A 20,552-nucleotide genomic window follows, 5' to 3' on the forward strand; every position below is an offset into this window, starting at 1 on the left:
GTAAATCTTCGAAATCAGCGGGAACAAATAAATAATAACTGAGTCAGTGTAATCAATTAATCTGTGCAATCCAACAATCTGTGTAATCATATACGAAGCGTAATGAACATTAAAATCTACATAGCGATCATCAGCATTTGGTTCCTATCCTTTTCAAAAGTGATAGCGCAAGTCTCGTTGCAGAATACCACCTGCGAAATGCTCGAGAACCCTTTGGGTATTGATGTTTCGAAACCCCGGTTGGCATGGCATATCATCTCAAATGAAAGAAATGTAATGCAAACGGCTTACCAGATTTTGGTGTCTTCTTCGCCAGAGAAATTAAATGCTAATGATGGGGATTTGTGGGATTCAGGAAAGATTAACTCACCAGAATCTATTCATGTATCTTACAACGGAAAAGTGCTTAAAAGCCGGATGAAAGCCTATTGGAAAGTTAAAGTGTGGACTAATGTTGGGCAAAGCGAATGGTCTGCTAACAACTATTTTTCGATGGGTCTGCTGTACTACAAAGATTGGCCAAAAGGCTGGATTGGTTTTGACAGGGCTTTCCCATGGGATAACATTAAAACCGATTCTCGTTTATCAGCCCGGTATTTCAGAAAAGAATTTCAGAGTTCGAAAACTGTAAGATCAGCCACCGCATCTATCATAGGTTTAGGTTTGTATGAGCTCTATATCAACGGCAAAAAAGTTGGAAATGATGTTTTATCTCCATCGCCTACAGATTACTCTAAAAACGTAAAATATAATACTTACGATGTAACCAGTTATCTTCAGAATGGTAAAAATGCAGTTGGCATGATACTCGGAAATGGCCGTTTCTTCGCTATGCGTCAAAATGAAAAGCCTTATAAAATAAAAACATTTGGTTTTCCGAAAATGCTGATGAATATCAACATTGTTTACACTGATGGAACAACAGCAAATATTGATACCGACGATAGTTGGAAAGGCACAGCAGATGGGCCAATCAGAACGAATAACGAATATGATGGTGAAGAATACGATGCTACAAAAGAAGCAGCGGGCTGGAATAAGGTAGGTTTTGACGATAGCAGGTGGGCAAAAGCAGAATTTGTACAAGAACCAACAGGAACCATTGAAGCCCAGATGAACGAAAACATGAAAGTGATGAATACGCTTAAACCCGTTTTAATTACTAAACTTTCTGGTGGCCGGTATATTTTGGATATGGGTCAAAACATGGTGGGTTGGTTGCAGATCAAGGTAAAAGGCGTAAAGGGCAAACAAATCAAAATGCGTTTTGCCGAATCACTTCAAAACAATGGCGAACTTTTTACGGCAAATCTTCGCAATGCGAAATGCACCGATTTATACACTTTAAGAGGAGGCGAGTTAGAAACCTGGGAGCCTACCTTTGCTTACCGCGGATTTAGATACGTAGAACTTTCAGGATATACTTACCAACCATCAGTGAATGATTTTCTTGGCAAAATGATTTATGATAACATTAAAACAGTTGGAACTTTCGAAACCTCAGATGCTTTAACCAATCAGCTCTTCAAAAATGCTTGGTGGGGCATCGCCGGAAGTTATAAGGGGATTCCGGTTGATTGCCCTCAACGCAACGAGCGGATGCCTTGGTTAGGAGATAGAGGCGCTGTGGCTTACGGAGAAAGTTTTCTTTTTGATAACGGACGCTTTTATGCCAAATGGTTACAGGACATCAGAAACTCGCAAAAGGAAGATGGTGCTATTCCTGATGTGGCACCTGCTTTCTGGAGGTATTACAGCGATAATATGACCTGGCCAGGAGCAATGCTTTTGGTTACCGAAATGTTATATAAACAAACCGGCGATATTTCTGCCGTTCGCGATAATTATCCGGCAATGAAAAAGTGGCTGGCCTACATGCAAGACCGCTACATGAAAGATCACATTTTGACCAAAGATAGTTACGGCGATTGGTGTATGCCACCCATTACTATCGAGTTTGGCCGGGGTAAAAGTGCAGACAAAAAATATCCTTCTGAATTAATCTCAACGGCTTATTATTATCATTTCACGCAGTTGATGATTCAATTTGCTAAGGTAAGCGGCAACGATGAAGATGTAAAAGCATATGAACTTTTGGGGAATAAAATCAAAGATGCTTTTAACCAAAAATATTATAACGATAAAGGTTATTATGCTGCTAATGCCTTAACGGATAACATCATTCCGCTTTATTTCGGAATGGTTCCACAGAACAAAATAGATCAGGTTTTTAAAAATATTACTTATACTGTTGAAGTGACCAATAAAGGCCATTTAAGTAATGGTTTGGTAGGTATTCAGTGGCTAATGCGCTGTTTAAACGATTATGGCCGACCAGATTTAGCTTACACCGTGGCTACGCAAAAATCTTATCCTAGCTGGGGTTACATGGTTGATAATGGTGCAACAACTATTTGGGAATTATGGAATGGCAATACGGCCGATCCGAAAATGAATTCGCAGAACCATGTGATGATGCTAGGCGATCTGCTGATCTGGTATTACGAAAATCTGGCTGGTATAAAATCTGAAGAGGCTGCTTTTAAAAAGATCATCATGAAACCTGAAATGATTAATGGTTTAAGCTCAGTAAACGCAAGTTACAATTCGGTTTATGGGTTAATCAAAAGCAGTTATAGCAAAACGGCCAATCAGTTTAATTGGGACATTACCATCCCAGCAAATACAACGGCGTTGGTTTACATTCCTGCAAATAATAAAAATGAAGTTTTAGAAAAAAATAATTCTATAAAAGATTTAAAATTTATAAAAATGGATAATAACAGGGCAGTTTATGAGCTTGGCTCTGGCGATTATGCTTTTGTGGTGGAGCGGAAATAAAATAATGGTTCGTGGTGACACGAACCATGGCGAGAAAGGATTACTGTATATAAGCCTCGATATGTGTCTTCACGAACCGAAACAATAATTAAAATACAATTATGAGAAAGTTTTTTAAATCATTTATGCTACTCACCTTACTGATTACCTCAGTAAATGCATTCAGCCAAACCAAAGATATTGCTGTGCCAGAAGAAATCCTGACGAGAGCAAAAGAATGGACTTCTGCACTAAATTTAACCGACAGAACAAAAAAATCTGCTGTCGAAAATGTAATTGCAGTTCATTTAACCGCAATTAGAGATTGGCATAACGATCATCCATCATCAACCGTTCCTGACGGAATAAACCCTGTTACGGGCAATAAACTAAGTGATTTAGACAAACAGATCATTGCTGATTCTGCTATGCCGTCAACCGTTCATCAATCGCTTATGGATGGATTGAAAAAGAATTTAACACCAGAGCAGGTAGAAACCATTTTAGACAAATACACCATCGGAAAGGTTGAATTCACAATGAAAGGTTACAAAGCAATTGTTCCAGATTTAACTGCTGATGAAGAAGCGAAGATTTTAGCTTTTTTGAAACAAGCCAGGGAACAAGCTGTCGATTATAAAAACATGAAACAGATTTCGGCCATTTTCGAAATGTACAAAACGAAATCGGAGCAGATGTTAAATAACAACGGTCGCAGTTGGAGAGCGCTTTACAGTGCTTATACTAAAAAGATAAAAGAAGAGAAAGCAGCAAAACAAAAGCAGTAGGCAATTTTCCTGCCTCACGTCATTCCCGCGCAGGCGCGAATCTTAAAGCAAACAATGAATAGTAAACGCATTAAGATCCCCCAGTCAAGCTGAGAATGACGACCGTTTATAAATAGTTGATTAACAAAAACATTATGATATCAAAAAAAATATACATCACCATCAATCTAATTTTTGCGTTCACCATTTGTGCCAACGCCCAGGTAGAAAAATGGCAAACGGGTATCGTTAAGCAAGAATTCCTATACGATAAAGCACCATTTCCATCCTGCCACTCCGCAACAATAGCAGAAACGCAAACAGGTTTAGTGGCCTCGTTTTTTGGAGGAACCAAAGAACGAAATCCAGACGTAGAAATCTACATCAGCCGTTTTGTTGATGGAAAATGGCTTGCACCGGTTTCGGTTGCTAACGGTATCCAACCTGATGGTAAAAGATTACCCACTTGGAATCCGGTTTTATATCAGGTTCCTGGTGGAGATTTACTGTTATTTTATAAAATCGGGCCAAAACCATCAGAATGGTGGGGCATGATGAGAACCTCAAAAGATGGCGGTAAAACCTGGTCGGATGCTACAAAATTGCCCTATGGTTATATCGGCCCTGTAAAAAATAAACCTGTTTTGTTAAGCAATGGAAACCTTTTTGCACCATCAAGCAAAGAAGGCGATGGTTGGAAAATCCACTTCGAGGTAACCAAGGATAATGGTAAAACCTGGAGAACAATAGGCCCATTGCCCGAAAATGGAATCAAAGCCATTCAACCGAGCATTTTACAACATGGAAATGGAAAATTGCAGCTATTGGCCAGAACCGCCAACCGTGCCATTGTAGAATCCTGGTCTGAAGATAACGGCAAAACATGGTCGGCATTAACCAAAACATCATTACCAAACAATAACTCCGGTACAGATGCAGTAACCATGAAAGATGGCCGTCATGTACTGGTTTACAACCATGTTTTGCCTCCGGGCGATTTAGCCAAAGGGCCACGTACCCCATTAAATGTTTCGGTTTCAAAAGACGGAAAAAAATGGTCGGCCGCATTGATTTTAGAAGATTCGCCCATTAGCCAATATTCTTATCCGGCAGTGATCCAAACCGCTGATGGTATGTTACACTTTATTTACACCTGGAGAAGAGAAAAAATTAAACATGTGGTGGTAGATCCATCGAAGCTAAAACTAAAGAAAATCAAAAATGGGATCTGGCCAAAACTGAAAGGTTATATGGCTCCGGTAATTACTGAAACTAAAAATGAGGAGGGTTAAGATGATAGATTCAATGAGATACGTCATTTCGAGGTTGTTGCGAGGAGGCACGATGTGGCAATCTATCCTGTCAAGAAAGATCGCTTCGGCTGATGAAAAATCAGCACTCGCAATGACGGGTAGGGTGCTTAGATATTTTGCTATATTATTTATTGCCTATATATCCTCTGTAAATAATCTCTCCGCCCAAACCCAAAACAGCGATAACCTCTATAAAAAACCACTTATTGATGTTTTGAAAGAGATCCAAACACGCTTCAAGGTACAAATCAAATATTCCGAACCGCAGGTAAAAGACAAATGGGTGAACTATGCAGAATGGCGCTTTCGTGCTAACGTTGATGAAACAATATCGAATGTACTTGCACCTTTAGATATGAAAGTAAACAAAGAAAAGCCAGGTGTTTACAAATTGAAAGAATACGAATATTACCGTTGGGAAGTTCAGGATGGATGGGCCTATCTAGATAGCTTGGCAACAAAATACCACGACCAGGCCAGCTGGGAAAAACGAAAGGCAGAAATAAAGCCCGAGTTATATCAAGCCTTATTATTGTCACCATTGCCTGCCAAACCAAATTCAAAACCGATTATCACAGCGAAAAGGATTTTTGACGGGTATTCTGTAGAAAACATTGCACTAGAGATTCTACCCGGTGTTTGGATTAACGGCTCTCTATATAAACCATTACATTTTAAAGGAAAAATCCCATTGGTGCTAAGTCCGGACGGGCACTGGGAAAAGCAGCGTTTTAGGCCCGATTGCCAGATTCGCTGTGCAATGATTGCCAGAATGGGCGCTATGGCTTTTAGCTACGACTTATTTGCCTGGGGCGAATCGATGCTCCAGTTTAAATACGAAGATCACCGCAAAAGTTTGGCGCAAACCGTTCAGACTTTGGGCGGAATCAGGATTTTAGACTACTTCAGTGCGCTAAAAGAAACCGATACAGCCAGAATTGGCATCAGTGGAGGTTCGGGTGCAGGAAGTCATTCTATTTTAATGACCGCCATGGATGACAGGATTAAACTAAGTGCTCCTGTTGTAGCGATGTCATCTTACTTTTATGGTGGCTGCCCATGCGAAAGCGGAATGCCAATCCATCAGTGCGGAGGTGGAACAGATAATGTTGAATTGGCTGCAATGGCCGCTCCAAGGCCACAATTATTGGTGTCAGATGGTAGCGACTGGACGGCACACACACCTGAACACGATTTTCCTTATCTACAAAAAATGTACAGCTATTATGGTGTGAAAGATAAGGTACAGAATGTTCACCTTCCTGATGAAAAACATGATTTTGGCATTAATAAACGTATTGCACTTTACGACTTCCTGATCAGAAACTTTAAACTAAATGGTGCTGCAGTTAAAGATAAAACTGGTAAATACAATGAAAGTAAGGTAACCATCGAAAAGGAAAATGCCCTTTACGTTTTTGGCGATAAAGGCGAAGAACTACCTAAAAATGCAGTGATGGGATTTGAAAATCTGGAAAAATTATTCCCGTTAAACAAAAGCAAATAGTGGATATGGAGCATCAAGACAGAAGGTCTTTTATTGGTAATGTAGCGCTGCTAACAGGCAGTTTAATGATTCCCAATCAATTGCTTTTGGCAGCAGAGAAAAAGAACAATTATAAAGTTGCCGTGATTGATTTAATGATTTTAAAACGGCAGAAAATCAGTGCTTTGCCACTCGCAAAAGAAATCGGTGCTGACGGATTGGAAATTGACATGGGCGGCCTGGGTAATCGAGAAACATTTGACAACAAATTAGCCGATCCAAAAATCAGGCAGGAGTATATGGATAAGGCAAAAGAATTAAACCTTGAAATCTGTTCCTTGGCGATGACCGGATTTTATGCGCAATCATTTGCCAAGCGACCAACTTATCAAAGATTGATCCAGGATTGTTTAGATACTGCTAAAGCCATGCATATTAAAGTAGTTTTTCTGCCTTTGGGTATTCAAGGTGATTTGGTTAAAAACCCCGAACTGCGCGAACCGATTGTAGAAAGGTTAAAAGTAGCTGGAAAAATGGCCGCCAAAGCGGGAATTACAATTGGAATTGAAAGTGCTTTAGATGCAAAAGGTGAATTACAATTGTTAAAAGATATTGATTGCAAGCATGTTAAAAGTTACTTCAATTTCTCGAATGTTATAAAAAATGGAAGAGATTTACACCAGGAGCTGAGAATTTTAGGCAAAAAGAACATCGTTCAGATCCATGCCACCAATGAAGATGGTGTTTGGTTACAGAACGATCCGAGGATCGACCTCAATAAAGTAAAAGAAACACTTGATGATATGGGTTGGAAAGGATGGCTAGTGATAGAGAGAAGCCGGGATGCCAAACAGCCAACAAATGTAAAATATAATTTCAGCGCCAATACCAGCTACCTGAAATCTGTTTTTCAACCGAAATAGTATAAATATAATGAAATACTTTTTGAGAAGAATTTATGGTTTTTACACGTTAACGGTTCGTGGAGACACGTACCGTGGCGGTGTATCTACGCCTTGGTTCGTGTTTCCACGAACCAAACAAATTAAACCATTTTTAATTCTCCCTCCTTGGTCTGTGTCCTCACAGACCAATCGAGCGAAATATTATCCAACAAATTACCTGAATTTAAAAATGTGTTCGATAATCTTACTAACACTAAGTTTATTGCACCTAAAAGTAAGCGCAATAGATATTTACGTATCTATAAAAGGCGCTGATACTAATGTAGGAACCAAGGAAAAGCCCTTTGCCACTTTACATTCTGCTATTAGAAAAGCCCGCGAACTGAGGCGCTTAAACGATAGTTCAGTTAAAAACGGAATCCGGATTATTATCGGCAAGGGTTTTTATCAATTGCACGAGCCCGTAGTTCTTCTACCTGAAGATTCAGGCACAAAAGATAGTCCGACGACAATTATTTGCGCACCTAACGAAAAAGTTATTTTGAGTGGAGGCATTCAGATAAAAAACTGGAAAAAGTTAAATCGAACAATTGTTGGCCTGCCAAAAGAATCTATCGGAAAAGTTTGGGTTACGGATATCCCGAATTTTGATAGTAGCGACCTACAATTCAGACAGCTATGGGTGAATGGCAATAAGGCCGTTCGCGCAAAAAACTATAATGGAGAAGAAATGGGGAGGATTTTATCATGGGATAGCGAAAAACAAACCTGTAAAATTCCACTTCAAAAAAACATCAGTTTAGCCAATATCAAAGGAATGGAAATGCTGATCCACCAATGGTGGGCCATTGCAAATCTTCGTGTAAAGTCGGTTAAAATTATAGGTAATGCTGCAGAACTTTCTTTTATGCAGCCCGAAAGCAGGATCCAATCCGAGCATCCCTGGCCAGCACCATGGATTTCAGACAAAACAGGGAATTCTGCTTTTTATTTAAGCAATGCGATCCAGTTTTTGAATGAACCTGGAGAATGGTTTGAAGATTTACAGCACCACAAGCTTTATTATTGGCCCAAAGCAGCAGAAAATATGCTAAATACTGAAGTAATTGCTCCAGCTTTAGAAAACCTGGTTAAAATCGAAGGAACAATTGATCAACCGGTTTCTTATGTAAATTTCAAAGGTATTTCCTTTCAGCACTCCACTTGGTTGAGACCTTCAAAACAAGGTCATGTTCCTCATCAGGCAGGCATGTATATGCTCGATGCTTATAAACTCGAAAAAGCCGGGACACCAGATAAACCTACGCTAGAAAATCAGGCCTGGGTTGGTCGTCCGGCTGCTGCAGTTGAAGTGAGTTATGCAAACAATACAACCTTTCAATCTTGCCAGTTCCAACACCTAGCATCAACAGCTTTGGATTATAAAAAAGGGACTGCTGAGAACGAAATCAAAGGTAACTTATTTAAGGATATTGGTGGTTCAGCCATTTTAATCGGAACTTTCTCTGATGAAGCGACCGAAGTGCATTTGCCTTACAATCCCACAGATCAAAGGGAAATTTCGACGAACAATAAAATCGAGAACAACCTGATTACCGATGTAACCAACGAAGACTGGGGCGCTGTTGGTATAGGCACAGGTTATGTTCGGGGGATTAAAATTCTGCATAACGAAATTAGCGATGTGTCTTATTCGGGCATCAGCATGGGTTGGGGCTGGACGAAAACACGAAATGCGATGGAAAACAATACCATCAGCGGCAATAAAATCCATCACTACGGAAAACACATGTACGATGTGGCGGGAATTTATACACTATCTGCTCAGCCCGGATCATTCATTACCGATAATGTAGTCGATAGCATTTACAAAGCACCATATTCGCACCTGCCTGATCATTGGTTTTATCTTTATACAGATGAAGGTTCTTCATACTTCACCATTAAAAACAACTGGACGCCAAGTGAAAAGTATCTTCAAAATGCCAACGGACCAGACAATTTATGGGAAAGCAACGGACCAAAAGTTGCCGATCATATCAAGCAAAGTGCGGGTTTAGAAAAGCCTTTTCAATATTTATTGAAAGAGAAAACCAATTATTCAAAAAGAGGTATCAATCAGGCTGTAGATCAATCTGTTGTATTCGAATTGGTTTTTAAAACGGGTAATCTGCCAGGTAACAATGCCTTAAAAACTTTTGCTAAAGAAAATAACCTCCTGCCAGGTTCAATTTATAAATGGGAAAATCGATTGGTCATTTATACTTCAAGTTTAAAAGTAGAGAGTTTGCAGCAAACTTTAAAACGCTTAAATGCGGCAGAAATTAAATTGTACGACAATCTGTTTTACGACTTCAACAGAGAAAATAATTGTGGCGATAAACCAGTAGCAGAATGGGATAACATCATTTTATCAGCCAATTTGGTGAAAGATGAAAAACTCCAGAAAGAATATTTGGCCTATCACAAAACACAGTTCGAAAAGTGGCCAGAGATATCGAAAGGATTCTGTAAGGCGGAATTTCAACGGTTAGCCATCTTTAAAAACGATAGACAGTTAATGCTGATCATCAGTATTCCTAAAGGAAAAAGTTTAGATGAACTGAATCCAAAAACCACTGAGAACAACCCAAGAGTTGATGAGTGGAATGCCATCATGAAAAAATACCAGGAAGGAATTGAGGGAACAAAACCCGAAGAAGTTTGGGTTTTCTTTAAACCGATAGAATAGATAAAAGAAAATCGTCATTGCGAGGAGGCACGACGAAGCAATCTTACAACTATCGCTACCTGTGGGGTGCATTAGGATTGCTTCGTACCTCGCAATGACGAACTGAAACAATAACGCTTATAAAAATAATATCATGTTAAGATTAGGGATTTTAGGTTTAGGAGAGGGCAGAAGTACCATTTCTGCATCATTGGCAAGCAAAAAGTTTAAGCTTATCCAGATTTGCGATGCCAATAAAAAGCTTTGCGAAGAACGGGCTTTAGAATTTGATTTTCAAAACTGGACTACGAACTACGAGGATATGTTAACCAGCGACAAAATCGATATGATTGCGATTTACACACCGGATCATCTGCATTTTGAACATATTAAACTGGCACTTGAACACGGAAAGCATGTTGTGTGTACCAAACCATTTATCGATGATTTAACTCAAGCCAATGAGCTGTTGGAGTTAGCAAAGAAATCAAGAAAAAAGATTTTCGTAGGGCAAAGCTCTCGTTTTTTTGAACCCGCCATGCGCCAGAAGAAAGATTTTGATGCAGGTTTAATCGGAGAACTGATCACTATCGAAAGTCATTACCATGCCGATCATCGCTGGTTTCTAGAAAAAGGTTGGTCGTTAAAACAATCATTCAAATGGCTGTATGGCGGCTTAAGCCACCCTGTTGATTTTATCAGGTGGTACATGCCTGATATTGAAGACGTTATGGGTTATGGCATGTTAAGTAGCAATGGTTTAAAAGCCGGACTGAAAAATCAGGACACCATGCACTTTATCTTTAAAGCAAAAGATGGAAGAATTGCGAGAGTTAGCGGCGCTTATACTGGCCCAACACAACCCGCAAGCCGTGATAGTGGAATGAGCTGTATCCTGCGTGGAACAGAAGGTGCAAGCCAGGCCGACTACCATGAACTACGATATTCTGTTACAACCAAAACCGGCGAAGAAAAGATCATCACCTGGGGCGATTCTACTTTAAAGCACTATTTCCGTTTCGAAGGACAAAGCCATCACGCGGGGGAATATCAAAACTACCTGGAGTATTTTGCAGATAGCATCAACAATAATTTTACCGCATACCCTGATTTAAAAGAAGGCATCGGAACCGTTGCATTATTACAGGCGATGGATCAATCTCTAGAAACAGGTTTGCCAGTAAAAGTTGATGAAATTTTGAAAGCTAATCAAATTACAAGGGAATCGATAGGATTGTAATTGTTTGCCACGGAGACACAGAAAACACGAAACATAATGCGCCATGGTTGTGTCTCCACGAACCACTCGTGACAAGATCATGAAAATCTGTGTCTATCCGTGTCCATCTGTGGCTAAAAACTATCAAATAATACAACCAAACTAACCAAATAAACCAATGGGAAACATTGTAGAACGATTAACCAATTTAGATTACATCATTGTCATCGCATACCTCGTTATCCTCATAATTATCGGGTATCGCGCTAGTTTCTCTAAAAAGAAGAACAATGATGAGACCTTATTTTTGGCCAATAAATCCTTAAACTGGAGCAGCATCGGTTTCAATATGTGGGGTACCAATGTAGGTCCGTCGATGTTATTGGCTTTTGCAAGTATTGGCTATAGCACCGGCATCGTAGCCGTTAATTTCGATTGGTATGCCTTTATCTTTTTATTCTTGCTGGCTATTGTTTTCGCACCTAAATACCTTGCCGCTAAAGTGAGTACCATGCCCGAGTTTATGGGCAACCGTTATGGCGATTCTACACAAAACATCCTCGCCTGGTATGCGCTGGTTAAGATTTTAATCTCATGGTTATCGCTCGGTTTATTTGCAGGAGGTTTTTTGGTCCGCCAAATTTTAGGTATACCCATGTGGCAATCGGTTACCGTATTGGTCGCTTTTGCCGGGCTGTTTACCTTTTTCGGCGGTTTAAAGGCCATTGCCAAAGTAAATGTTTTTCAAATGATTTTATTGATTGCTGTCTCCTTATCGCTCATGCTTTTGGGACTGAATAAAGTTGGTGGACTTTCTGCTCTATATCAAAAAACACCGCATCATTTCTGGAATTTAATCCAGCCCGCCAGCGATCCAAAATATCCATGGTATGCCATTTTATTGGGCTATCCAGTTGCAGCTGTAGCCTTTTTCTGTACCGATCAATCGATGGTTCAATCTGTTCTGGGGGCTAAAAACTTAAAACAAGGGCAATTGGGCGTGAGTTTTATCGGTTGGTTAAAAATCCTTTCCCTACCATTATTTATTGGAACAGGAATCCTTTGTTACGTACTTTTTCCTGGTTTAAAAGATCCGAACGAAGCTTATATGACTATGGTAACCAATTTATTCCCGCCCGGCATGAATGGCCTGGTAATCGTTGTGCTGATTGCGGTTTTAGTGGGAACAATTGGCTCCTCTTTAAATTCATTGAGTACCGTTTTTACGATGGATATTTATGTAAAGAAAATAAACCCACAGGCGAGTAATAAACAGATTATCCGCATTGGCCGATGGGCAGTTGTTGCAGGATGTATTTTTGCGGTTATAGTGGTTTTGGCCATCGATAACATTAAAGGATTGAATTTATTTGATGTTTTTCAATCGGTTTTGGGCTTTATTGCGCCGCCGCTGTCGGTTGTGTTTTTACTTACCGTTTTCTGGAAAAGAACCACAAGGAAAGCCGTGAATTTTACACTTTCAATCGGCTCAATTTTAAGCTTGAGCGTTGGTGTAACTTATCTCTGGATTTTACCATCGGATAAATACACTTTCTGGCCACATTACCTGATGTTATCGTTTTTCATTTTCGCAGGATTAATGATCATCGCGATTTTGATTTCTTTACTGGATAGATCACCAAGTATTTACACGGTTAATGAAGAACACCAGGCCAGTATAGAAAAACCAGCAAGAACAGTTTGGATTTCGTGGATAGCACTTGCAATCGTAATGGTTGCACTTTATATATTTTTTAACGGGCATTAAAATTAGAAGGATCGTCATTCCCAACTTGATTGGGAATCGTAAAGCATTTGCCCATTAAGATTCCCGCCTGCGCGGGAATGACGACTGAATTATAATTATGAAAAACTTAAAAAAACTTATCCTAATTGCCATTTTTACCTGCTTGGCAGCACAACTTTTCGCGCAAAAGGCAACTTGGATCTGGTACCCTGGCGATTTAGATATTTACATGAGCAATGTAATGCAAAACCGAAGAACCGAAAGAGGGGCTTTTTTTCCTGTCTTCTGGAAAATGGATAGTCATTATGTTTTGGTCGATTTTCATAAAGAATTTAATCTTGCTCAATCTGAAGAGGTTAAGTTGTTTGTAGAAGGTACTTACAACGTTAAAATCGATGGTCAGGCCATTGCCGGTTTTCCGAAAAGCATTCAAATTCCAGCGGGGAAACACAAATTGAGCTTGAAGGTGTACAACCAGGCACATGTTCCGGCGATTTTTGTTCAGGGTAAAACGGTAGTTTCTGATGAAACCTGGCTCACTACTTTCGAGGATAAAGAATGGATCGATGCGAGTGGAAAAACATCTGATAAATCGGGAACTACCTTTGTTTCAGCAGGCTCATGGAACTTAACTGATCCAACTAAATTGCCATCACAGTTTAAATTGCCTGTTGTTGCACAATCGGCTGTTAAAACAGAAAAAATAAACAATGGTTCAGTTTCTGATTTTGGAAAAGAGACCTTCGGTTTTATAAAGGTACATGGTTTAAAGGGAAAGGGAAGACTGAGTATTTATTATGGAGAATCGAAAGAAGAGGCCTTATCAACCGATAAATGTGAAACCTTAGATTATCTCTACATTGACCGCTATCAGAAAAAAGATTCGATTATGCCACTTTCAAAGGCCTTTAGATATGTAAATTATCAATCTGAAGGTTCGGTATCAGCCGATTCTGTTTCCATGTTGTACGAATATGCGCCTGTAACAGAAAGGGGAAGTTTTAAATCTTCGGATGAGGAGCTAAACAAAATTTACGATGTAGCCAAATATACCTTTCATTTAAATACCCGCGAGTTCTTTATCGATGGCATAAAACGCGATCGCTGGGTGTGGAGTGGCGATGCTTATCAAAGCTATTTGATGAACTACTACTCGTTTTTTGACGCACCAACCGTTAAAAGAACTTTATTGGCTCAGCGTGGAAAAGATCCCGTAACAGCGCACATCAATACCATTATGGATTATTCTTTCTATTGGTTTTTAGGGATATATGATTATTATAAATTTACCGGCGACCAGAAGTTCGTACAGGATATTTACCCGCGGATGCAGTCGCTAATGACTTATATCGATGGAAGAAAGAATAAAAACGGCTTGTTAGAATGGATGCCTGGTGACTGGATTTTTATCGATTGGGCAGATAAACTGAGTAAGGATGGTGAAGTAAGTTTCGAGCAGTTATTATATGCCAGAAGTTTAGAAACCATGGCTTTATGTGCTAAATTGGCGAATGATACGGAGGGCGCTGTAAAATATGATCAGCAAGCAAAAGTGCTGAAAGCTAAGATTTTTGAACTTTATTGGAATCAGCAAAAAAGCGCCTTGGTTCACAGCCGGATTGACGATAAACAAACGGATAATGTAACCCGATATGCCAACATGTTCGGCATTTTCTTCGATTATTTTAGCCCGGAACAAAAGTTAGCCGTTAAAGAAAATGTACTCTTAAACGATAAAGTAGCCAAAATTACCACACCTTACATGCGTTTTTATGAGCTTGAAGCATTATGTGCCATGGGCGAACAACCTTATGTATTAAAGGAAATGAAAAATTATTGGGGCGGCATGTTAAAATTGGGTGCAACCTCTTTTTGGGAGGAATATAACCCGGATAAAAAGGGAACCGAACACTTGGCGATGTACGGACGTCCGTTTGGAAAAAGCCTTTGCCACGCCTGGGGTGCAAGTCCGATTTATTTATTAGGAAAATATTATCTAGGTGTACAACCTACAACACCAGGCTACGAAACCTATACTATCGAACCTAATTTGGGTGGCTTAGCCTGGATGGAGGGCAAAGTCCCAACAGCGAATGGTGATATTTCGGTGTATTGCAGCAAACAAGAAATCAAAGTTTCTTCTCCAACAGGTATAGGTAAACTAAAGGTAAAAAGCAAAACCAGACCAGTTGTAAAAGGGGCTGAAGTGAGAGAAGTATCGAAAGGTTCGTATGAAATTACAATTGAAAAAGGCAAGAATTATAGCGTGAAGTATTCGGGGTAATAAAAGGACCTAAACCTATCAGGTTTCAAAAACCTGATAGGTTTGAAAAGGCGAATTGAATAGCTTGTCGTTTACAAACGATATAAATCGTAAAGTTATTTACGCACTCGTTGGGAAACGAGCGCAAGCAATTAAGCGAAATATCATGATACAGTAGCTTCGCGTTAGGGATTGTAAGGGTTCAGTACCGATTAAGCATCTGTTTTTATCTAATTACGGTATGCTTGCTTGTTTCACAGGTTTTCATCGGTACCGGAGCGAAGCGCAGCCCAGAAAAGCCCGACCCTTGCGTAGCTTGGGTAACGCCCAAATCAGTTGGCAATTGCAGTTAGCAGTTATATTAACGATTAGAAAGTCAAAGCCCCCTTTTAGGGGGTTGGGGTTAAACCCCAATCCGCTGTTCTATCTTTTTAACACATTTATAGGCCTCGGCAAGGATCACATCATTTTCAATCGCCTGATCTACATTTATAGCATTTAACATTGAAATGGTTAAACAGGCGATAATTCCATTATTCCCATTAATACCAATTGGTACCGAAAGATCGGTAACACCCGAAACAGAATCACTATTTTTGAAATACGAACCCGTTTGCTGAATATCTTCCAATGAAGTCAGAAAATCTTCTTGCTGGACTTTAGGATATTTCTTAAAAATGGAATTGTTTTTTAGTGTTGTGCTACGCTCAGCCTCGGGCATATAAGCCAGTAAAACCTTACCTGATGCAGTTAAAGGCAATGGAAACAAATTTCCTTCTTCAATAGAAAGCGCAATCGGCCCCGGACTTTTCGCATGAATAATCACCATTACCTGGTTCATGTACAAAATACTCAAGTGGCAAGATTGACGGATACTGTTTGCCAGTTCCTCTAATGGAAACTGGGCAGCTTTACGCAGCTCATCAATAGGCGAGTGCCTGTGCGAGAGGTAAAAAAGCTTTAACGATAGTCTATACTTGCCTGAAACTTCATCACGTAAAATATAGCCACGACTTTCCAGACTCATCAACATCCTGTAAATTTCGTTTGGCGTTTTCTCAATACCAATAGCAATTTCAGTTTGAGACAATGGGATAGATTGTGCTGATAAATACTCCAATATATCAAGTCCTTTATCCAAAGCAGGGGCTTGGTACTTCGATTCTTTTTCGTTCATGCGGGTTTAAATTTGGCTGTATCGTATTTTTTACAATTTCAAACATACAAAATGCTTTCTTATTTATCCAAGAGAAGATTTTGTGTAATTTAAATACGAATATATGTTTTCATATTTAAAAAAAACATTTATATTTGAATTAGTGATCGCATTTTAAAGTTAATAAATTTATAAGGCTTAATTCTATAGAATTGAGAATTTATTTCTGAAAAAATTTATCGCTGATGACCATTTATAAACCTAACCAAAACATCCGAAACGGTGTGCAATAGTGAATGAGCAAACTTGTAATATTTTCTTGGCTTTATCTGTTAAGCATTCCGCTTTTTGCGCAAGATATTAAGGTTGCCCAATTGGATTGTGCGTATCGGAATAATCCTATTGGCATTGATGTTCTTTCGCCGGGTTTGAGCTGGAAACTGCAATCTGCTAAACACAATATCATGCAAACAAGCTATCAAATCATAGTTTCTAGCAGTTTAAGCAATTTAAATAAAAATATTGGGGATGTTTGGGACACCAAAAAAGTAAAGTCTGGCCAATCATTACAGGTTAAATATAAAGGTAAAAAGTTATTATCAGGCAAAACCTATTATTGGAAAGTCCGTGTTTGGGATAATTTCGGGAATAAATCTGCCTGGAGCGCTTCGGCCTTTTGGCAAATGGGATTGCTCAACACAGCCGATTGGAAAGGTGCAAAATGGATTGCCTACGAAAAACTGGCAGATTCTAATATAAATAGTCTGCCAACGGATGGCAAAAAAGACAAATTAATGGGCAATAACATCCTGCCAATGTTCCGCAAAGGTTTTACGGTAACCAAGACAATTAAAAAAGCCACAGCTTTTATTTCTGGTTTAGGCCATTTTGAAATGAGTTTAAACGGAGCGAAAGTTGGTGATGACTTTTTAGCACCCGGCTGGACGAAGTATGATAAAGAGGCCTTGTACCTGACTTATGATTTAACTAAACAGCTTAAGAAAGGTGAAAATGTAATCGGAATGATGTTGGGCAATGGTTTTTATTATATTCCTCCTGTTAAAGAAAGGTATAGAAAATTAAAAGTAGCTTATGGTTATCCGAAAATGATCTGCAGGCTGTTGATCGAATATACAGATGGAACTTCGGCTAATGTTATCAGTAACCAAAGTTGGAAAACCGCGCCATCGCCCATAACTTTTTCAAGCATTTATGGTGGTGAAGATTACAATGCGAACCTCGAGCAAAAAGGCTGGAATTTAGCAGGTTTTAACGATCGCAAATGGAAATCGTCGTTATTGGTTGAAGGTCCGGAATTAAATGCACAGAAAGAAGAACCTGTAAAGATTTTCGAGAACTTTTCACCTCAAAATATTAATCCGCTTGCCAATGGCGAATGGGTTTATGATATGGAACAGAATTTAGCTGCAATTATCGAATTGAAAATCCGAGGAAAAAAAGGAGATACGGTCCGCATTACCCCAGCTGAACTATTAAAAGCTGATGGTTCGGTAACACAAAAAAATATCGGCAGCCCATCTTATTTTACCTACATTTTAAAAGGCGATGGTTTGGAAACCTGGCGTCCTAAATTCTTTTATACAGGCTTTCGGTACCTGCAGGTTAAAGGAGCAGTTCCAAGTGGCAAAGAAAATCCATCTAACAGATCAGTAATAGAAAATTTAAAAGCTTTGCATATCCGAAATGCTGCTGAGCAGGTAGGTAAGTTTTCATCGTCTAACGAGTTGTTCAATAAAACTTTCAGCCTGATCGATTGGGCAATTAAAAGCAACATGGTGAGTGTTTTTACTGATTGCCCACATCGTGAAAAATTGGGCTGGTTAGAAGAGCTGCATTTAATGGGCAGCTCTGTACGGTACAATTACAATGCAGCGCCGCTTTTCAAAAAGGCATTGCAAGACATGAAAAACTCGCAATTGGCTAGTGGTTTGATTCCCGAAATTGCGCCAGAATATGTAAAATTTGAATGGGGTGGCGATATGTTCCGCGATTCGCCTGAATGGGGCAGCAGTGGCATTTTAATGCCATGGTATTTATATCAGTGGTATGGCGATAAACAAGCTATGGTTGATTATTACCCGATGATGCAGCGTTACATTAATTATTTGGGCAGCAAAGCAAATAACCATATTTTATCGCAAGGTTTAGGCGATTGGTATGATCTGGGGCCAAAACCGCCCGGCGTTTCTCAGTTAACGCCAATGGGCGTTACAGGTACAGCCATTTATTATTATGATTTAAAAATCTTAGAAAAAACGGCCACACTTCTGGGCAAAAAGGCTGATGCAATGGCCTATGCTAAACTTGCCCTTGAAGTGAAAAATGCTTTTAACCATAAATTCTTCGATGCAAAAAGCAAACAGTATGCAACAGGCTCTCAAACTGCAAATGCAATGGCGGTTTATATGGAACTGGTTGAAGAAAAGCATAAAAATGCAGTAATCGAGAATTTGGTTAAAGATATCAGAGATCGTAAAAACAGTTTAACAGCAGGCGATATAGGTTATCGTTATGTGTTGCGCGTTTTAGAAGATGCCGGTAAATCGGATGTGATTTTTGATATGAACAACCGTTCGGATGTACCTGGTTATGGCATGCAGCTGGCCAAAGGCGCAACGGCTTTAACCGAATCATGGGCCGCTTTGCCAACCGTATCCAACAATCATTTTATGCTCGGGCACTTAATGGAATGGCTGTATAGTGGTGTTGGCGGCATCCGTCAGCCAGAAAATTCAGTAGCTTTTAGCCATATTAAAATCGAACCGGAAGTGGTGGGCGATTTAACCTCAGCTGATGTGTGTTACAATTCTCCTTATGGCAAAATTTCTTGCAAATGGGAAAAAACTGATCGAACTTTTACACTGGAGGTGAATATCCCGGTAAATACAAAAGCAACAATTTACTTTCCTGTTTTGCCAAAATATGAAATCTCCGAAGAATACAATTCAACGTTTACAGATGCAGGCATAGAAGCCGGGAAAGCTAAGGTTGCAGTAGGATCAGGATATTATAAGTTTAATTTGAAGTACAAATGAAAAAGATAATCATCGCATTTTTCCTTTTTGTAAGTGCATTAAAATTGAATGCGCAAACCACGAATCCTGTTTCAGCCGAAACCATGGAAAAGATTTATCAGGAAGTAAAAACGCCTTATAAATATGGTTTAATAATGGTTCCTGAAGATAATCAGCATAAAATGGATTGTCCAACAGTTTTCCGTAAAGGGAAGTTTTGGTACATGACCTACCTTATTTTTAGTGGTCGTGGTTACGAGACCTGGCTGGCAAAAAGTAAAGATTTATTGCATTGGGAAAATCAGGGCAAATTGATGTCGTTTGCAGATGCTGGCCATTGGGATGATAACCAAAAAGCAGGTTACAACGCTTTGTTGGATACCAAATGGGGTGGAAAGTATGGTGTAAATAAATTCGATGGCAAATATTGGATGTCATATTTCGGCGGTAAAGAAAAAGGATATGAAGTGGAACCCTTATCTATCGGAATGGCTTATACCACAAAAGATCCATCAATGGTTCAAGAATGGAATAGGTTAGACAAACCTGTTTTAACTTCGGGTGATACAGATGTACGTTGGTGGGAAAACCGGAACAAACTTTTTAAAAGTACAGTAATTGAAGATAAACAAAAATTAACAAGACATCGTTTTGTAATGTATTACAATGCTGTCGGCGATTCTTTGGCAAACAATAAAAAAACACGCTGGTACGAACGGATCGGCATGGCAGTTTCTGATGATATGCTTCATTGGCAGCGCTTTAATAAAAATCCTGTGGTTCATCATCCTGTTGGCATTACAGGAGATGCTGTAATCCAAAACATTAACGGAACCTGGGTAATGTTTTACTTCGGTGCTTTCTGGCAGGATAGAAAAGGTTCGTTTAACCGCTTTGCTGCTTCAAACGACATGGTAAACTGGACCGACTGGACAGGCGATAACCTGATTGAATCATCAGAAAAATACGATGAGTTATACGCGCATAAATCTTTCGTCCTAAAATATAAAGGCACGGTGTATCATTTTTATTGTGCGGTTAATAAACTAGATCAGCGTGGAATTGCTGTGGCTACATCGAAAGATTTGGGTAAGAGTAAAGTGAATTTTGTAAGTGAAACAAAGAATTAAC

At 39.4% G+C, this 20,552-nt stretch carries 12 protein-coding genes; 11 read left to right on the forward strand and 1 reads right to left on the reverse strand.

Features of this window, described 5'->3' with window-relative positions:
• Positions 1-102: 102 nt before the first annotated feature.
• The 9 genes from EYS08_RS09960 to EYS08_RS10000 all read left to right on the forward strand — a co-directional run bounded on the left by EYS08_RS09960 (position 103) and on the right by EYS08_RS10000 (position 15,251).
• Complete coding sequence (locus tag EYS08_RS09960) at positions 103-2,841, forward strand: alpha-L-rhamnosidase (protein ID WP_165456418.1); 2,739 nt, start codon at positions 103-105, stop codon at positions 2,839-2,841.
• Positions 2,842-2,942: 101 nt separating this feature from the next.
• Entirely contained in the window at positions 2,943-3,608 is a 666-nt protein-coding gene (locus tag EYS08_RS09965; protein ID WP_131029891.1) for a DUF3826 domain-containing protein, read from the forward strand.
• Positions 3,609-3,742: 134 nt separating this feature from the next.
• On the forward strand, positions 3,743-4,879 hold the full coding sequence (locus tag EYS08_RS09970; protein WP_131029892.1) for a sialidase family protein: 1,137 nt from the start codon (positions 3,743-3,745) through the stop codon (positions 4,877-4,879).
• A gap of 13 nt (positions 4,880-4,892) precedes the next feature.
• Positions 4,893-6,407 (forward strand): acetylxylan esterase, encoded by a 1,515-nt coding sequence (locus EYS08_RS09975; RefSeq protein ID WP_244215918.1) that lies wholly within the window; start codon positions 4,893-4,895, stop codon positions 6,405-6,407.
• A gap of 5 nt (positions 6,408-6,412) precedes the next feature.
• Positions 6,413-7,309: a sugar phosphate isomerase/epimerase family protein gene (locus EYS08_RS09980; protein WP_131029893.1), complete on the forward strand. Its 897-nt coding sequence runs from the start codon at positions 6,413-6,415 to the stop codon at positions 7,307-7,309.
• 10 nt (positions 7,310-7,319) lie between these two features.
• The gene (locus EYS08_RS09985; protein ID WP_244215919.1) at positions 7,320-10,022 is read left to right on the forward strand and encodes an L-rhamnose mutarotase; all 2,703 of its coding nucleotides are present in this window, start codon (positions 7,320-7,322) and stop codon (positions 10,020-10,022) included.
• Between the two features lie 133 nt (positions 10,023-10,155).
• Positions 10,156-11,241: a Gfo/Idh/MocA family protein gene (locus tag EYS08_RS09990; RefSeq protein ID WP_131029894.1), complete on the forward strand. Its 1,086-nt coding sequence runs from the start codon at positions 10,156-10,158 to the stop codon at positions 11,239-11,241.
• 157 nt (positions 11,242-11,398) lie between these two features.
• Entirely contained in the window at positions 11,399-12,988 is a 1,590-nt protein-coding gene (locus EYS08_RS09995; protein WP_131029895.1) for a sodium:solute symporter family transporter, read from the forward strand.
• 97 nt (positions 12,989-13,085) lie between these two features.
• Positions 13,086-15,251 (forward strand): alpha-L-rhamnosidase-related protein, encoded by a 2,166-nt coding sequence (locus tag EYS08_RS10000; RefSeq protein ID WP_131029896.1) that lies wholly within the window; start codon positions 13,086-13,088, stop codon positions 15,249-15,251.
• 382 nt (positions 15,252-15,633) lie between these two features.
• On the opposite strand, the gene EYS08_RS10005 is transcribed toward EYS08_RS10000, so the two are convergent.
• Positions 15,634-16,407 carry an IclR family transcriptional regulator gene (locus EYS08_RS10005; protein WP_131029897.1) on the reverse strand — a complete coding sequence of 258 codons (774 nt, stop codon included), beginning with the start codon at positions 16,405-16,407 and terminating at the stop codon, positions 15,634-15,636.
• Positions 16,408-16,682: 275 nt separating this feature from the next.
• On the opposite strand from EYS08_RS10005, the gene EYS08_RS10010 reads away from it, so the two are divergent.
• Both EYS08_RS10010 and EYS08_RS10015 read left to right on the forward strand, forming a co-directional pair.
• Positions 16,683-19,442 (forward strand): family 78 glycoside hydrolase catalytic domain, encoded by a 2,760-nt coding sequence (locus EYS08_RS10010; protein ID WP_131029898.1) that lies wholly within the window; start codon positions 16,683-16,685, stop codon positions 19,440-19,442.
• Positions 19,439-20,551, forward strand: a complete 1,113-nt coding sequence (locus EYS08_RS10015) for a glycoside hydrolase family protein (RefSeq protein WP_131029899.1) — start codon at positions 19,439-19,441, stop codon at positions 20,549-20,551. Before EYS08_RS10010 ends, EYS08_RS10015 begins: the two co-directional genes overlap by 4 nt.
• Position 20,552 lies beyond the last annotated feature (1 nt).

The sequence above is a fragment of the Pedobacter kyonggii genome, from assembly GCF_004310665.1.
Taxonomy (GTDB): domain Bacteria; phylum Bacteroidota; class Bacteroidia; order Sphingobacteriales; family Sphingobacteriaceae; genus Pedobacter; species Pedobacter kyonggii.

Bases quoted from the DNA above. Each gene is read 5' to 3' on its own strand.
- EYS08_RS09985 (WP_244215919.1), top strand. From the start codon at position 7,320: ATGAAATACTTTTTGAGAAGAATTTATGGTTTTTACACGTTAACGGTT.
- EYS08_RS10010 (WP_131029898.1), top strand. From the start codon at position 16,683: ATGAGCAAACTTGTAATATTTTCTTGGCTTTATCTGTTAAGCATTCCG.
- EYS08_RS09980 (WP_131029893.1), top strand. From the start codon at position 6,413: ATGGAGCATCAAGACAGAAGGTCTTTTATTGGTAATGTAGCGCTGCTA.
- EYS08_RS10000 (WP_131029896.1), top strand. From the start codon at position 13,086: ATGAAAAACTTAAAAAAACTTATCCTAATTGCCATTTTTACCTGCTTG.
- EYS08_RS09990 (WP_131029894.1), top strand. From the start codon at position 10,156: ATGTTAAGATTAGGGATTTTAGGTTTAGGAGAGGGCAGAAGTACCATT.
- EYS08_RS09960 (WP_165456418.1), top strand. From the start codon at position 103: ATGAACATTAAAATCTACATAGCGATCATCAGCATTTGGTTCCTATCC.
- EYS08_RS09975 (WP_244215918.1), top strand. From the start codon at position 4,893: ATGAGATACGTCATTTCGAGGTTGTTGCGAGGAGGCACGATGTGGCAA.
- EYS08_RS09995 (WP_131029895.1), top strand. From the start codon at position 11,399: ATGGGAAACATTGTAGAACGATTAACCAATTTAGATTACATCATTGTC.
- EYS08_RS10015 (WP_131029899.1), top strand. From the start codon at position 19,439: ATGAAAAAGATAATCATCGCATTTTTCCTTTTTGTAAGTGCATTAAAA.
- EYS08_RS09965 (WP_131029891.1), top strand. From the start codon at position 2,943: ATGAGAAAGTTTTTTAAATCATTTATGCTACTCACCTTACTGATTACC.
- EYS08_RS10005 (WP_131029897.1), bottom strand. From the start codon at position 16,407: ATGAACGAAAAAGAATCGAAGTACCAAGCCCCTGCTTTGGATAAAGGA.
- EYS08_RS09970 (WP_131029892.1), top strand. From the start codon at position 3,743: ATGATATCAAAAAAAATATACATCACCATCAATCTAATTTTTGCGTTC.